Source organism: Fibrobacter sp. UWB10 (assembly GCF_900182935.1).
Lineage (GTDB): Bacteria > Fibrobacterota > Fibrobacteria > Fibrobacterales > Fibrobacteraceae > Fibrobacter > Fibrobacter succinogenes_O.
On sequence record NZ_FXUE01000001.1, the window covers coordinates 1,044,217 to 1,057,675 of the forward strand.

22 protein-coding genes are annotated in these 13,459 nt (G+C 50.9%); 1 reads left to right on the forward strand and 21 read right to left on the reverse strand.

What is annotated here, in order from left to right:
• Nucleotides 1-14: 14 nt before the first annotated feature.
• On the forward strand, nt 15-1,490 hold the full coding sequence (locus QOL41_RS04365; RefSeq protein WP_283428795.1) for a lipopolysaccharide biosynthesis protein: 1,476 nt from the start codon (nt 15-17) through the stop codon (nt 1,488-1,490).
• Here QOL41_RS04365 and QOL41_RS04370 read toward each other — a convergent pair.
• The 21 genes from QOL41_RS04370 to rpsQ form a co-directional block, all read right to left on the reverse strand.
• Entirely contained in the window at nt 1,455-2,741 is a 1,287-nt protein-coding gene (locus QOL41_RS04370) for an O-antigen polymerase (protein ID WP_283428796.1), read from the reverse strand. The two genes, QOL41_RS04365 and QOL41_RS04370, sit on opposite strands and share 36 nt — an antisense overlap.
• A gap of 15 nt (nt 2,742-2,756) precedes the next feature.
• On the reverse strand, nt 2,757-3,962 hold the full coding sequence (locus QOL41_RS04375; RefSeq protein ID WP_173654691.1) for a GumC domain-containing protein: 1,206 nt from the start codon (nt 3,960-3,962) through the stop codon (nt 2,757-2,759).
• Nucleotide 3,963: 1 nt separating this feature from the next.
• A complete protein-coding gene (locus QOL41_RS04380) occupies nt 3,964-5,127 on the reverse strand; it encodes a polysaccharide biosynthesis/export family protein (protein ID WP_173654692.1) in 1,164 nt (387 codons plus the stop codon).
• Between the two features lie 152 nt (nt 5,128-5,279).
• Entirely contained in the window at nt 5,280-5,744 is a 465-nt protein-coding gene (gene rplQ, locus QOL41_RS04385; protein ID WP_088626649.1) for a 50S ribosomal protein L17, read from the reverse strand.
• 2 nt (nt 5,745-5,746) lie between these two features.
• Nucleotides 5,747-6,721 (reverse strand): DNA-directed RNA polymerase subunit alpha, encoded by a 975-nt coding sequence (locus QOL41_RS04390; RefSeq protein ID WP_072799957.1) that lies wholly within the window; start codon nt 6,719-6,721, stop codon nt 5,747-5,749.
• An 18-nt stretch (nt 6,722-6,739) separates the two neighbouring features.
• On the reverse strand, nt 6,740-7,180 hold the full coding sequence (gene rpsK, locus QOL41_RS04395; protein ID WP_083564584.1) for a 30S ribosomal protein S11: 441 nt from the start codon (nt 7,178-7,180) through the stop codon (nt 6,740-6,742).
• Nucleotides 7,181-7,191: 11 nt separating this feature from the next.
• Entirely contained in the window at nt 7,192-7,560 is a 369-nt protein-coding gene (rpsM, locus tag QOL41_RS04400; RefSeq protein ID WP_072799956.1) for a 30S ribosomal protein S13, read from the reverse strand.
• Between the two features lie 9 nt (nt 7,561-7,569).
• Complete coding sequence (gene rpmJ, locus QOL41_RS04405) at nt 7,570-7,686, reverse strand: 50S ribosomal protein L36 (RefSeq protein WP_014546097.1); 117 nt, start codon at nt 7,684-7,686, stop codon at nt 7,570-7,572.
• A 28-nt stretch (nt 7,687-7,714) separates the two neighbouring features.
• Nucleotides 7,715-7,933, reverse strand: a complete 219-nt coding sequence (gene infA, locus QOL41_RS04410; protein ID WP_014546098.1) for a translation initiation factor IF-1 — start codon at nt 7,931-7,933, stop codon at nt 7,715-7,717.
• Nucleotides 7,933-9,294, reverse strand: coding sequence for a preprotein translocase subunit SecY (gene secY, locus QOL41_RS04415; RefSeq protein ID WP_088626648.1), 1,362 nt, complete (start codon nt 9,292-9,294; stop codon nt 7,933-7,935). Before secY ends, infA begins: the two co-directional genes overlap by 1 nt.
• Nucleotides 9,294-9,737, reverse strand: coding sequence for a 50S ribosomal protein L15 (rplO, locus tag QOL41_RS04420; RefSeq protein WP_072799954.1), 444 nt, complete (start codon nt 9,735-9,737; stop codon nt 9,294-9,296). The genes secY and rplO overlap by 1 nt, the downstream gene beginning before the upstream one ends.
• 1 nt (nt 9,738) lies before the next feature.
• Nucleotides 9,739-9,918: a 50S ribosomal protein L30 gene (gene rpmD, locus QOL41_RS04425; protein ID WP_072799953.1), complete on the reverse strand. Its 180-nt coding sequence runs from the start codon at nt 9,916-9,918 to the stop codon at nt 9,739-9,741.
• Between the two features lie 13 nt (nt 9,919-9,931).
• On the reverse strand, nt 9,932-10,414 hold the full coding sequence (gene rpsE, locus QOL41_RS04430; RefSeq protein ID WP_072799952.1) for a 30S ribosomal protein S5: 483 nt from the start codon (nt 10,412-10,414) through the stop codon (nt 9,932-9,934).
• An 11-nt stretch (nt 10,415-10,425) separates the two neighbouring features.
• A complete protein-coding gene (rplR, locus tag QOL41_RS04435; protein ID WP_072799951.1) occupies nt 10,426-10,797 on the reverse strand; it encodes a 50S ribosomal protein L18 in 372 nt (123 codons plus the stop codon).
• 9 nt (nt 10,798-10,806) lie between these two features.
• The gene (gene rplF / locus QOL41_RS04440; protein WP_072800078.1) at nt 10,807-11,346 is read right to left on the reverse strand and encodes a 50S ribosomal protein L6; all 540 of its coding nucleotides are present in this window, start codon (nt 11,344-11,346) and stop codon (nt 10,807-10,809) included.
• Nucleotides 11,347-11,348: 2 nt separating this feature from the next.
• Complete coding sequence (rpsH, locus tag QOL41_RS04445) at nt 11,349-11,744, reverse strand: 30S ribosomal protein S8 (RefSeq protein ID WP_072799950.1); 396 nt, start codon at nt 11,742-11,744, stop codon at nt 11,349-11,351.
• A 13-nt stretch (nt 11,745-11,757) separates the two neighbouring features.
• Entirely contained in the window at nt 11,758-11,943 is a 186-nt protein-coding gene (locus tag QOL41_RS04450; RefSeq protein WP_072799949.1) for a type Z 30S ribosomal protein S14, read from the reverse strand.
• Between the two features lie 9 nt (nt 11,944-11,952).
• On the reverse strand, nt 11,953-12,492 hold the full coding sequence (gene rplE / locus QOL41_RS04455) for a 50S ribosomal protein L5 (protein ID WP_073322857.1): 540 nt from the start codon (nt 12,490-12,492) through the stop codon (nt 11,953-11,955).
• A gap of 9 nt (nt 12,493-12,501) precedes the next feature.
• Complete coding sequence (gene rplX / locus QOL41_RS04460; protein WP_072980634.1) at nt 12,502-12,801, reverse strand: 50S ribosomal protein L24; 300 nt, start codon at nt 12,799-12,801, stop codon at nt 12,502-12,504.
• Entirely contained in the window at nt 12,801-13,169 is a 369-nt protein-coding gene (rplN, locus tag QOL41_RS04465; RefSeq protein ID WP_072799946.1) for a 50S ribosomal protein L14, read from the reverse strand. The genes rplX and rplN overlap by 1 nt, the downstream gene beginning before the upstream one ends.
• A 21-nt stretch (nt 13,170-13,190) precedes the next feature.
• On the reverse strand, nt 13,191-13,445 hold the full coding sequence (gene rpsQ, locus QOL41_RS04470) for a 30S ribosomal protein S17 (protein WP_088626646.1): 255 nt from the start codon (nt 13,443-13,445) through the stop codon (nt 13,191-13,193).
• Between the last annotated feature and the right edge of the window lie 14 nt (nt 13,446-13,459).

Genomic DNA, 13,459 nt, shown 5'->3' on the forward strand with positions numbered 1-13,459 from the left:
TTCTTTATATACGCATGGCGTTCACGCTTGTGGTGTCCCTGTACACCTCGAGAATCGTGTTGAAGTACCTGGGTATTTCGGACTTTGGTATTTTTGAAATTGTCGGAAGCATTACCGCATCGTTTTCGTTCCTGATTGCCTCGATGACACTTGCCACGCAGCGCTACCTGAATTTTACACTCGGGCAAAATGACAGCGCCAAGGTATCTAAAGTATTTTCGACCGCGCTGAATATCCACATCGGAATTTCTCTCGTGCTTTTGCTGCTCGCCGAAACGGTCGGGCTCTATTTCTTGAACTATCACTTGAATATTCCCGAAGGGCGAATGACGGCCGCCAATATCGTCTACCAATTCTCAGTCGGCAGCACACTTCTTGGAATCGTCTTCATTCCCTATAACGCCCTGATTATTGCTCACGAAAAAATGTCCTTTATCGCAGGCATCAGTATCGTGAACGCCATCCTTCGCTTGATTATCGTCTACCTGCTTGTTGTCATCGATTCCGATAAACTTACCGCCTACGCCGCCCTCGCATTCGCCGTCGCCATGACGGTGCAGGCCTCGTATGCCTTTTACAGCAGGCGCCACTTCAAGGAACACTGTACCTATAAATTGGAACGCGACAAGGCGCTCCTCAAAGAAATGGTATCGTTCTCCGGCTGGTGCACTTTCGGTGGCGTCACGGCCATCTGCAAGTCGCAGGGCATCAACTTCATCTTGAACATTTTCCACGGCGTCACCTTGAACGCCGCCATGGGTATTGCCAACCGAGTGGCTGAAGCAACCAACCAGCTTGTCGCAAGTTTCCAGACCGCAAGCAATCCGCAAATTGTCAAGCAATATTCGTGCGGTGAATTCGATTCGCTTTCCACGCTCGTCATCAGGGTTTCCAAGTTTTCGTATTTCCTGATGCTGCTCGTATCAATCCCCCTGATTCTCAATACCGAATTCATCTTCAAGATTTGGCTTGTCGAAGTTCCCGAATACGCGCCCGAATTTGTCAAGTGGATGATTCTCTTTGTCTTGACCGATTCGATTGCCGGGCCCCAATGGATGTCCATTCTCGCTACAGGCAAAGTCCGCAACTACTACCTGATTGAAACCGCAATTACAGCACTCAACATTCCGCTCTGCATTCTGGTGCTATACTTCCACTATTCACCGGTGTACGTTTTCATTGTGCGCTTTGCCGTGAACCTGGTCGTTCTCTTTTGGCGCGCCGTCTACATGCAAGACAAAATCCAATTGCCCTTCAAGCGCTATCTGAAAAAAGTCATGGCCCCGATTATCGCCGTCTCTATTTCGGCAGGCGCCATATCGATTGCCGCCTCGAACATTCCTGTTCAAGGCGTTGTCAGGTTCTTCGTTCTTTCGGCAATTTCAGTTCTTGCGGTCACAGCCGCGACATGGATTCTCGGGCTCGATTCCAACGAACGCAAGTCTTGCAAGTCACTAATTCTGGCTAAGCTCGGGCTCTCTCGCCAGTAGGCGTTTCTTGCAAATCAGTCCCATCATGACAGCGATATAGACCCACAGCCACACGTGGGCAAACTTGAAGCCGGCCGCAAAGAAACTCCAGCCGACATAGTAAATCGAAAACGACATCAGCATGAACATCTGCGGCGTGCAACGGCTGCACATTCTTTCGTACAAGAACGACATCAAGAACGATACCGCAAACGGGAAAAAGATACAGCCTGCCATGCCGAAGTTTTTATAGACTTCCCACAAGTAGCTCACCGTATTATAGCCATACACTTTTTGAATGCGGCTATTGAACATATCGTCCCAGCCGTACGATTTTCTGAACGAAGCCGGAATGCCGGAATATTCAATAAAGACACCCGCCATATCCAGGCCATACGTATATGGGTGAATTTCCCTATCAGACGGTGGATTGATAGCATAGTCCAAATTCCAGTAGTTGTTCGCTACGTAGTCATAGGGCAATTTCATCATGTATTCCAAGCCCATGCCTTCGAGTGAATCGTCGGCATACTGTGAACGCATCATGCCCACCACCACAAACGACGACACCGCAAGCAACAGGACCGTTACAACCGCTTTCACGGGAATCTTCTTTTTCAAATAGTTGAAAAGAATGAAGCTAGAACCCAAGCACAAAAACAGCGAGTTACGGCCCGGGTAAACGCAAACCGAAAGCGTAATTACACCGACAGCCATAATAAACGAAAGAATGCGAATCCATTTATAAGGGTTAATCGACTTGAAAGATGCCACCATGAGCGCAACAACCACAATCGGCGAACTTGCATACGAAACGTTGGCAAATACAGAAGTTTCAGTATTTGCTTCAAGCGTTTTCTTGCCAATGCTAAACAAGTAAAAACCGCCAATGGCTCGCGCCACAAGAAGCGCACCCATCACGAATAAAATCGTGAGCAAAATCGATATCGCAAAATGCAGTTTCCAGTTATACGTGGCAGAAATTTCTTGCAAGCGCGACCGTTCTATCTTATGCCTCTCGGGGCTTACAATGTAGTAGACCGTTGACCCTAAAATAAAGGCAACAAGGGCGCCAAGCCAGACAAACCACGTTACCGCGGTAAAATCAGTCATGGCACGACTAATCTTGAGGTAAGCAATCCCCAAGGTCATCGATTGACAAAAGACATAGAAAACGGTCGGATGAAAGAGATCCCTCTTGAGTATCCCTACATAGAGAATGCAGAGCAGCGCAATAGACGCACACGCAATCGAAACTAAATAGTCTTCCACCGGCAACCTTGTGGATTACGATTTAAATCTCACTTTCCGGGAAAACTTCTTCATTTCCACGCCCAAGGAAGATTCCGGATTCACACCGCGGCAAAATTCCAAGAAGCAGCAAAGGAATACTGCGACAATAAAGCTAATAGAGAATACAAATATCAGCGTCACGCCTCTCAAGGGCTTAATCTTCTTGTCGTTTTCCCAAGGCGGCTGCAACACAATCAAATTGGACATCAAGTTGCTTTCTTCAATATACAGGCGTTCGCTTTCCTGTTTCAAAAGCGTATAGATTACGGCCTGCAACTTCAGTTCCTTTTCCATTCTCGCATACTCGGCCGAAAGTTTCGGCACCTTGTTCAATGCGACCACACCAATGTTGCTGTGCCTGCCGCCCAGTGTCTGGTGCTTTGCAATATCGATATCCTTCAAGCGATTCTGGAGATCCTGGAACTGCCTTGTGTTTTCACCATGCTCTTTACGTTCCTTCGAAAGGGCCATGTAAATCGCATCGCGGTCCACCTGCAATCCAGACAAGTACTTCATCGTACCTTCGGTCTGAACATTAGGATCGTAGATATGATTGGTCTCTTGGAAGTTCACAAATTCACTTTCCAGAGAATCGATTCTGTGTTCAACTTCGGCCAGACGCTGATTCATGTAGGTACGGGACTGACGAGCCTGAGTCGTCTTGAAGTTGTTGTACATCGAGTCCACTTGATCCAGCATGAACGTAAGCACCTGCGAGGCAAGCTTGTAATCTTCGTCTACGAAAACGATATAGAACATGTCTTCATCGTTTTGTTCCAGCGAGAAATTCCTTCGGAACTGCTTGAGCAAATCCGCATGGAATTTTCCATCGAACTCGTAGTGTTCGGCCAGATGGAATTTTTCAATAACCTTGTTATGCAATTCCCAAGAATTGAAATAAGTCCAAACGATATTGATGCCTTCGTCCTTGTTGCCCATAAGCGACGAAAAAGACGACAAGCCGCTGGTACCTTCCAAGAGCTTACCAAGACTGCCAGAAAGGCCGCCACCACTGGCAGGTGGCGTCACAATCGCTTCGGCCGAATATGTCGGCTTGATGACCCACATGACCATAATAAAAGCCACCAATACCGGAACAAAAATCGTAAGCACAAACAAGCGCTTGTGAGAAAGACAGCTGTTGACAACCTTCAACAGGCCTTCCAATAAAGTCATATCATGTTGCGTTTCTGAAGCCATATTACTTGTAGTTCACGTAAATAATGAATGCCGAAGAAATCACCGTCAAAAGCGATGCAAGGAACAACGTGAAATCCTTGAAGGATTCGTAGTGACTCTTAGGAACTTCGATATAATCCCCCGGCAAAATCTGGTCTTCGGTCACGCTCAAGTAAAGCGGTTCGGGCTTTTTGCCACGCCACACCTTAATCTGTCTCCACGTACCCGTAATGGTGTTGATACCCGCAGCAGCCGCGTAGTCCAAGGCATGCCACATCGGATCGTAAGGGTAACGGCCAATCATTGCGACGGCGCCACCCACATACACATACATTTCCTGCACCGAGAATTCAACCTCGGCATTAGGAGCGACCTTCGTCTGCTTCATTTCAGAAAGGGCAATCCAGCGCGGCGGCACGCCCGGTTCGCGAATGCACACCGTCTTGTAGCCAAAGTTATGCATGCGAGCGCCACCAGCAAGGTCAAAGTAATCCTGCACAGTACGGCCTTCTTCGTAAGCCACACTCGTTCTGTATCCCGGGAAAATCAATGCAATATTGTCGCCCATCTCAACAAAGGGAACATAAATCTTGTCACCCTGTTCGAGCATGATATCGTCATCGAACATACCCTGCGAAGACATGGCCGTATAGTTCACATGCAACGTATCCTTGCCGCGAATCACCATCACATCTTCGGTATTGGCATTCGGAAGAATTCCACCGATCAAGCGGATAAAATAACTCAAACGGGTTTGCGCATCGACCATGTGCTGGCCAACCTGCATCACGGCACCCAAGGCATTCACCTTGAACTTTTTCAATGCGACAAGTTGGACAAAACAATATTCACGCTTGTAGCGCTTAGACACAAGGTCCAAAATCATTTCACGTGCTTCGGCAAGCGTATGACCACCCACTGTAACGGCACCGCATTCCTCGATAGCAATCATTCCATCAGGAGACACCTGCACCGACAAGTAGTTTTCTTCAAGCATCAAGTCCAAAAAATCACCAGGACCCAGCACATAGCTAGAATCAACCGCAGATTCGGCAGTTGCCGGCTGCAAGGCAATATTGCTACGCGAAACAATACCGGTATTCTGCGAAAATAACGATGCCTTAACCGCATCATCAGCAAAAAGGGTAACGCAAAGTAAAGCTATGAATAGTATAAAGTTACGCATGTTTCTATAAAATACAAAAATAACGACAGAAGATTCAAATTGTGAGCTAATTGTAGCTTGGATTTTTTATCTAAGCCGCCAATGCCCAACTACAAAAAAACAGGGCCCGATTCTCATCGGAACCCTGCTTTAATCTTTTGCACAAAGATCAATTATGCCTTGCTTTCGCCTTCGACCATGCTCACAGCTTCGGACTTGGCAGGTTCGCTAGCCTTCTTGGCCTTCACGACGATTTCGTCTTCGACGAGACCGACAAGAGCCATTTCGGAAGCGTCACCAGCGCGGTTCGGGCCGAGCTTGATGATGCGGGTATAGCCGCCGTTACGGCCAGCATAGCGCGGACCGATCGTTGCGAACAGGTCCTGCACAGCCTTCGGGCTCATCACGAAGCGAGAAGCTTCACGACGTGCAGAAAGGTCACCCTTCTTTGCATAAGTGATCATGCGATCCACGCAGCTGCGGACGAGCTTAGCCTTGTGGAGAGTAGTGCGCACGTAGCGGTTGCTCTGCTCGGCTTCCATGCCCTTCTCAAGAATAGAAGTGGTAAGAGCGCGGAGGATGGCACGCTTGTGCTGAGCGTTAACGCCCAATTTCTTGTTTTTTACACCGTGTCTCATGTTTAATCCTTCAAGTAGTCATCGACGTCCATGCCAAAAGAGAGGCCCATGGAGGTCAATACCTCGTTAAGTTCCACCAAGGACTTCCGACCGAAGTTCTTGTATTTAAGCATATCGTTTTCCTTGTTGCGCACAAGTTCGCCAACGGTATGGATGTTAGCCATACGGAGGCAGTTGCTGGAGCGAACGGAGAGTTCCAGATCGTCCACGCGGGTGCGCAGGAGCTGGGCGATACGCTGACGTTCTTCATCCATTTCAAGTTCTTCGGGGCTTTCGAGATCGCCTTCGAAGTTGATGAAGATTTCCAAGTGGTCCATGAGGAGCTTTGCAGCGTATGCAAGAGCGTCTTCCGGATCAATGGAACCGTCAGTCGTGATTTCCAGTTCCAGACGGTTGTAGTCCGTCTTCTGGCCAACGCGGGTATCGCTGATGTGCATCGCGACTTTCTGCACCGGGTTGAAGTTGGCGTCCATGGCGATCACGCCAATCGGAGCGTCCTTGTCCTTCAATTCGTCGGCAGTGACGTAGCCGCGACCGCTGGAAATCTTCACTTCCAGGGAGAGCGATGCGTTACCGTTCAAAGTAGCGATATGGACGTCCGGAGTCAAGATGGCGACATTCGGATTGTCCATGAAGTCCTTGGCCGTGACTTCGCCTTCGCCGGACATGTCCAAGCGGAGCGTTTCGTCGTGGTCAGACAGGAGCTTCACGCGGATGCTCTTGAGATTCAGGATAATGTCAGTGACATCTTCCTTCACACCCGGAATCGTCGAAAATTCCTTATCGACGCCTTCAATTTTCACGGAGACAATAGCCGCACCCTGCAGAGAGGAAAGGAGCGAGCGACGGAGGGCGTTACCGAGGGTAATACCCCAGCCACGTTCCAAAGCCTCTACGACAAACTTGGCGTAGCGACCATCTTCGCCGGTTTCCACTTTCTGGAAGCTGCGCGGCATCTGAAGTGATTTCCACATCATTGGCGATACCTCTTTTAATTAGACTCTTCTCTTCTTTTTAGGACGGCAACCATTGTGCGGAACGCCCGTCACGTCTCGAATAGAGAGAACTTCGAGGCCCGCATTCTTGATAGCACGGACAGCGGATTCACGACCGCCACCTGCGCCCTTGACGCGGACATCTACCTTGCGCATACCGAGGTCGAAAGCCTTGTGGGCAGCGACTTCAGCGGCGAGCTGGGCAGCAAACGGAGTGCTCTTGCGAGAGCCCTTGAAACCGGAGTTACCCGGAGAGCCCCAAGCGACCACGTTGCCGCGAGCATCGGTGATAGAAACGATTGTATTGTTGAAGGAAGCGAACACGCAGGCGATGCCCTGGATGTCAATACGCTTCTTGCCCTTCTTGACCTTTTCTTCTGTAGCAGCAGCGACCGGAGCTTCGGCAGCGGCAGCAGTTTCCTTAATTTCTTCTTCAGCCACGATGAATCTCCTTACTTCTTCTTGTTAGCCACAGTCTTCTTGGGGCCCTTACGAGTGCGGGCATTGGTACGGGAGCGCTGACCGCGAACAGGGAGACCCTTGCGGTGGCGGATGCCGCGATAGCAGCCAATATCCTGCAGACGCTTAATGTTCAAGGTGATTTCTGCGCGGAGCTGACCTTCCACAGAGTATTCGTCTTCGAGGAGATGACGAATCTTACCTTGTTCTTCTTCAGTCAGGTCGTCACACTTCTTGTTCTTGTCGATGCCCAGCTGAGCACAGACCTTATTAGCGGTGAACAGACCGACACCATAGATTGCCGTCAGACCGTATTCAACAGTCTTGTTTTTCGGTAAATCGACACCAGCGATACGTGCCATACGATCTCCTTATCCCTGCTTCTGCTTGTGACGGGGGTTCTTCGAACAGATGATGCGCAATACACCCTTACGGCGGATGATCTTGCAGTTTTCACATCTGGGTTTGATGGAGGCTTTGATTTTCATAGGTTTGACCTTTCTTTGAAAATACCTATTACTTGTAACGGTATGTGATTCGCCCACGATTAAGATCGTAGGGAGAAATCTCTACCAACACTTTGTCGTCCGGCAAAATTCTAATGAAATGCCGACGCATTTTTCCAGAAACATGAGCGAGAATCTCGTGGCCATTTCCGAGTTGGACACGGAAGAAGGCGTTGGGAAGTGCTTCCAACACAACACCTTCTACTTGTATTCCTTCTTCTTTAGCCACTAAGACGCCATCCTGCCGCGAATGCGGCCATGCTTGAGGAAACCTTCATAATTCTTGGTATGCAACTGGGCTTCGAGTTGACGGAGCGTATCCAGCGCCACACCGACCACGATAAGTACCGAGGTGCCCCCAATATAGAAACTCATATTGAGTGCGTCTTTGAGATGGAGCGGACCAACACTGATTAAAGCGAGGAAAAGCGATCCAGGCAAAGAAATTCTCGTGAGAACGTGGTCTATGTACTTTGCAGTTTCGTTACCCGGACGGATTCCCGGAATAAATCCACCACTTCTCTTGAGGTTTTCGGCAATGTCGTTAGGGTTGTACTGGATTGCCGTGTAGAAGTAGGTGAAGAATATAATCAGGAGAGCGAAGATCACACTATAGGTAATGTGACCCGGGATGAACGCAGCCGCAAAGGACTGCATCGCAGAAACGTTCGGGAACCAGGAAGCGATCATGGCCGGAATGAACATGATGCAGCTTGCAAAGATCACGGGGATCACGCCAGCGGTATTCACCTTGAAAGGCAGATAGCTGGACTGGCCGCCCACGACCTTGGAACCTACAGTCCTGCGAGGACTTTGGAGTGGAATGCGACGGTTCGCTTGCTCGACGAATACGATAAAGCCGATAATCAGGATCACGACAGCGAGAATAAAGATCTCGATGGCGAGAGGCTGGATATCTTCCTTAAACATTTCAATTTCTGCAAGGGCAGCCCGCGGAAGGCCGCCGACGATACCGGCGAAGATGATAAGAGAAATACCGTTACCCACACCGTGCGAGGTAATCTGCTCGCCCAGGTACATCACGAAGATCGTACCGGCGGTGAAGGTCAGGGTAGCTAGTAAACGGAAACCGATGTTTCCGGCACCAGAGGAGAAGTCATCAGCCAAGACAGACACTCCGGCACCGGTAGCGGTTGTCACCTTAAGGGACGAAAGCCACACAGAAATGCCCCATCCCTGCAAGGCAGCGAGAGCTACCGTAAAGTAACGGGTATATTGGTTCAGCCTGGCGCGCCCTTCCTGACCTTCCTTCTGAAGCATCTGGATAGCGGGAATCACGGAGCCCATCAACTGGATGATAATGCTCGCGCTGATGTACGGCATGATACCCAGGGCAAAGATGGTCGCCTTAGCGAATGCACCGCCCGTAAAGGAGTCATACAGACCGAACAAATTATTCGAGTTACGGAAGAACTCCGCCAGAACGGCAGAATTCACTCCGGGGATAGTGATGTGTGCGCCAAGGCGATAGATAATCAGAACACCAAGCGTAAAAAGAAGCTTTTTACGCAGGTCTTCAATCTTAAACGCATTAGCGAACGCATCAAGGGCTTTCTTGAGAGCTTCCATTAGACGATCTCGACTTTGCCGCCAGCAGCTTCGATCATGGCCTTAGCCTTTTCGCTGATGGCGTTAACCTTTACATTGATTGCCTTGTCGATGGTACCAAAAGCGAGGACCTTGATAGGCAGTTCGATGTTCTTGATGAAACCCTGGTCAAACATTGCCTGGGCGTCGAAGTCCGTCACGCTGCAAGAAGCGAGCTTCTTGAGGTTAACGATCTGCGTGTCCTTGGCGAAGTGAGACTTGAAGCCACGCTTCGGGATGCGACGGTGGATCGGCATCTGGCCGCCTTCGAAGGCGACGCGACCGGCCTGTGCACTCTTACGAGCGCCGGCACCCTTCTGGCCACGGCCAGCGGTGGTGCCCCAACCGGAACCCGGACCGCGACCAATGCGCTTGCGGCTCTTGCCCTTGGCAGCCTTGCCAGGATTGAGAGTATTGAGTTCCATCTTAGATCTCCTCGACCTTCACCATGTCAGCCACGGCATTGATCATGCCCTGGATGCTGGGGGTCAAAACGTGTTCAACAGACTGTCCGATCTTGCGGAGGCCGAGAGCAGCCACGTTAGCGCGGTGCATCGGGAGACGGCGGACAGTACCCTTAATCAAAGTAATACGAACTTTCTTCATCGTGTATTACTCCTTAGGCATTGGCACCGCGGAGAGCGGCGCAGTCCTGTTTGTTCTTCTGAGCCAAGAGACCTTCGAGGCAGGCGCTCACGACAGTGCTCGGGTTGGAAGAACCGTGAATCTTGGTGAGGATGTTGCGCACACCGGCCAGTTCGAGAACGGCACGGGCAGCGGCACCGGCGATAACACCAGTACCCGGGGCAGCCGGCATCAAGAGGATGCGGGTTGCGCCGCTCTTGACTTCGATGTCGTGGGGAATGGTGCCGTCGAGGAGCTGCACTTCAACGATGTTACGCTGGGCGGCTTCGGTACCCTTACGGATAGCTTCGGAAACTTCCTTAGCCTTACCGAGACCAACACCGACCTTGCCGTTCTTGTTGCCAACGACAACGAGAGCGGAGAAGGACATACGGCGACCGCCCTTGACGGTCTTAGCGCAACGGTTGATGTGTACAACCTTGTCTTCAAATTCAGAAACTTGAGCTTCGCGTTCCAAAGTGTACCTCACTAGAATTTGAGTCCGCCTTCACGAGCTCCCTCAGCGAGAGCCTGAACGCGACCGTGATAGATGTAACCGCCGCGGTCAAAGACCACGGATTCAATGCCCTTGGACTTAGCGACTTCAGCAATCTGGATACCGAGCTGCTTGCTCTGTTCCGACTTCGTCATTTCACCGAACTTTGCCTGGAATTCCTTAGCAGTGGTGGTGAGCTGAACGAGAGACTTGTTGTTTTCGTCGTCGATAATCTGGGCTACCATGTGGGACAAGGAACGGCGAACAGCCAAACGAGGGCATTCTGCAGTTCCGACAACAGACTTGCGTACGCGTTCGTGGCGTGCGATTCTGGACTGGATTCTTTTCTTAGCAATTGCAGTCATAGTTTACCCTTATTTACCTGTCTTCTTACCTTGCTTACGACGGACAATTTCGCCTTCGTACTTGATGCCCTTGCCCTTATACGGTTCAGGCTTGCGGTACTTGCGGATTTCTGCCGCAGCTTGGCCGACCTTCTGCTTATCGATGCCCTTGATGGAGATCTTCAGCGGGTCAACAGCCTTGAGTTCAACGCCTTCCGGGGCCTTGAAGATAACCGGGTGAGAGAAGCCGAGAACCAAGTTGAGGTCCTTGCCCTTCTGTTCGACACGGTAACCAACGCCGACGATTTCGAGCGTCTTCTGGAAACCCTTGGTCACGCCTTCGACCATGTTGGCAACGAGAGCGCGAGTGGTGCCGTGGATGGCACGGGTGAACTTCTGATCGTCAGGACGAGAGAAGGAAAGCTGGTTGCCTTCGAGCTTGATTGCAATCAGTTCATGAACGTCAGTCTCGAGCTTGCCGAGAGGACCTTCAACCTTGATGTTCTGACCATTGACGGCGACTTTCACGCCGGCCGGGATATTGATAATAGCTTTACCGATACGGGACATCTTTACCATACCTTTGCGATGACTTCACCACCCACGTTTTCCTTGCGGGCTTCGTGGTCGGTCATCACGCCTTTAGATGTGGAGATGATAGCATAGCCAAGGCCATTGCGAACGCGCGGAAGCTTTGCGGCGTCAACGTAGTGACGGAGACCCGGCGAAGAAATGCGCTGGATGCCCTGGATAGCGGATTCGCCCTTCGTGTAACGGAGGAGGACCTTCAAAACGCCCTGCTTACCGTCTTCGACGACGACGAACTTTTTAATGAAACCTTTTTCCTGCAACACGCGAGCGATTTCACGCTTCAAGTTGCTGGCAGGAATGTCCACCACGGGGAGCTTTGCCGAAGCGGCATTGCGGATACGGGTGAGCATATCGGCGATAGGATCTGTCATTGCCATGAGTATACTCTCCTTACCAAGACGACTTTGTGATACCGGGGATTTCGCCGGCGAGTGCCATTTCGCGGAAGCAAATACGGCAAAGGCCAAAGCGGCGCATAAAGGCGTGCGGCCTACCGCAACGCTTGCAGCGGTTGTACCCACGAACGGTATACTTCGGGGTGCGCTTGCATTTTTCAATCATTCTTGTGCTTGCCATGGTATTACCTTACTTCCTGAAGGGGAGTCCAAGTTCTTCGAGCAGGGCGCGGCCTTCTTCGTCCGTCTTTGCAGAGGTCACGAAGGAGATGTCCATACCGAAGGTACGAGAAATCTTGTCAATGTCGATTTCAACAAAGATCGTCTGTTCCTTGATGCCGAGGGTAAAGTTACCCATGCCATCAAAGCCACGACGTGCGAGACCACGGAAGTCACGGACACGCGGGAGGTCGATGTTGATGAAACGGAAGAGGAAGTCCCACATGTTGTCGCCGTGCAGGGTGACCTTAGCACCGATGCCGATGCCTTCGCGCAGATGGAACTGAGCGATAGCCTTCTTGGCGTTGGTGACGACGGCCTTCTGACCGGTAATAGCGGTCAGGGTGTCAACGGCTTCATCCAGGATCTTGCGGTTAGAGGCGGCAGCGCCGACACCCATGTTGAGCACGATCTTCTGGAGGCGGGGAATTTCCATCACGTTCTTGTAAGCAAACTTCTGCTGCAAGGCCGGAACTACTTTTTCGAGATAAAATTGCTTCATCTGGTTCATGTGTTACCTCTAGATAGCCTTGCCGGACTTGACGCTCACGCGGGAAGCCTTCTTGCCGGCTTCGCGCACGATACGGGTACGGACAGGAGTGTTGCCTTCGAGGAGCATCACGTTGGAAATGTCGATCGGCAGTTCCTTTTCGATGATGCCACCAGTCTGATTGGTCTGAGACGGCTTTTCATGACGCTTGCGGACGTTCACGCCCGAAACGGTCACCTTACCGTCCTTGACACTAATCACGGTGCCGGTCTTGCCCTTGTTGGCACCGGAAATCACCTTGACGTTATCATTCTTCTTGATGTTTGCCATTAGAGAACCTCAGGTGCGAGGGAGATGATCTTCATGTATTTCTTGTCGCGGAGCTCACGAGCCACCGGTCCAAAAATACGGGTTCCACGAGGTTCGCCATCCTTGTTGATGAGAACCACGGCGTTGTCCGAGAAACGGATGAACGTGCCATCCGGACGGGCAATTTCTTTGCGAGTGCGCACGACGACGGCGTCAGCTACGGAACCCTTCTTCACCTTGCTCTGGGGGATTGCGTCTTTGACGGCAACCTTGATGACATCACCGATGCTGGCATAGCGACGGTTGGTGCCACCCAAAACGCGGATGCAGGCGACTTCCTTGGCTCCACTGTTATCGGCCACGACGAGTCTGGTTTCTTCTTGAATCATATTCGCCTTACTCCAAAACGATTATTTCTTCTTAGCTACAACGCGAACGAGGCGCCAGCGCTTCGTCGCGGAGAGCGGACGAGTTTCCATGATTTCAACCAAGTCACCTTCACCGGCTTCGTTGTTTTCATCGTGAGCCTTGAGCTTCTTGGTGGTGGTCATGATCTTGTTGTACACCGGGTGACGCTTACGGTTTTCAACTACGACGGTGATGGTTTTGTCCATCTTGTCAGAGCTGACGACACCCTGTCTTACCTTACGAAGGTTTCTATCCATTTCCTGCTCCTGCC

Coding starts and splice junctions, on each gene's coding strand:
- QOL41_RS04365 (WP_283428795.1), top strand. CDS start 15: ATGGCGTTCACGCTTGTGGTGTCCCTGTACACCTCGAGAATCGTGTTG.
- QOL41_RS04375 (WP_173654691.1), bottom strand. CDS start 3,962: ATGGCTTCAGAAACGCAACATGATATGACTTTATTGGAAGGCCTGTTG.
- QOL41_RS04380 (WP_173654692.1), bottom strand. CDS start 5,127: ATGCGTAACTTTATACTATTCATAGCTTTACTTTGCGTTACCCTTTTT.
- rplQ (WP_088626649.1), bottom strand. CDS start 5,744: ATGAGACACGGTGTAAAAAACAAGAAATTGGGCGTTAACGCTCAGCAC.
- QOL41_RS04390 (WP_072799957.1), bottom strand. CDS start 6,721: ATGATGTGGAAATCACTTCAGATGCCGCGCAGCTTCCAGAAAGTGGAA.
- rpsM (WP_072799956.1), bottom strand. CDS start 7,560: ATGGCACGTATCGCTGGTGTCGATTTACCGAAAAACAAGACTGTTGAA.
- rpmJ (WP_014546097.1), bottom strand. CDS start 7,686: ATGAAAATCAAAGCCTCCATCAAACCCAGATGTGAAAACTGCAAGATC.
- secY (WP_088626648.1), bottom strand. CDS start 9,294: ATGGAAGCTCTCAAGAAAGCCCTTGATGCGTTCGCTAATGCGTTTAAG.
- rplO (WP_072799954.1), bottom strand. CDS start 9,737: ATGGAACTCAATACTCTCAATCCTGGCAAGGCTGCCAAGGGCAAGAGC.
- rpmD (WP_072799953.1), bottom strand. CDS start 9,918: ATGAAGAAAGTTCGTATTACTTTGATTAAGGGTACTGTCCGCCGTCTC.
- rplR (WP_072799951.1), bottom strand. CDS start 10,797: ATGACTGCAATTGCTAAGAAAAGAATCCAGTCCAGAATCGCACGCCAC.
- rplF (WP_072800078.1), bottom strand. CDS start 11,346: ATGTCCCGTATCGGTAAAGCTATTATCAATATCCCGGCCGGCGTGAAA.
- rpsH (WP_072799950.1), bottom strand. CDS start 11,744: ATGGCAATGACAGATCCTATCGCCGATATGCTCACCCGTATCCGCAAT.
- QOL41_RS04450 (WP_072799949.1), bottom strand. CDS start 11,943: ATGGCAAGCACAAGAATGATTGAAAAATGCAAGCGCACCCCGAAGTAT.
- rplE (WP_073322857.1), bottom strand. CDS start 12,492: ATGAACCAGATGAAGCAATTTTATCTCGAAAAAGTAGTTCCGGCCTTG.
- rplX (WP_072980634.1), bottom strand. CDS start 12,801: ATGGCAAACATCAAGAAGAATGATAACGTCAAGGTGATTTCCGGTGCC.
- rplN (WP_072799946.1), bottom strand. CDS start 13,169: ATGATTCAAGAAGAAACCAGACTCGTCGTGGCCGATAACAGTGGAGCC.
- rpsQ (WP_088626646.1), bottom strand. CDS start 13,445: ATGGATAGAAACCTTCGTAAGGTAAGACAGGGTGTCGTCAGCTCTGAC.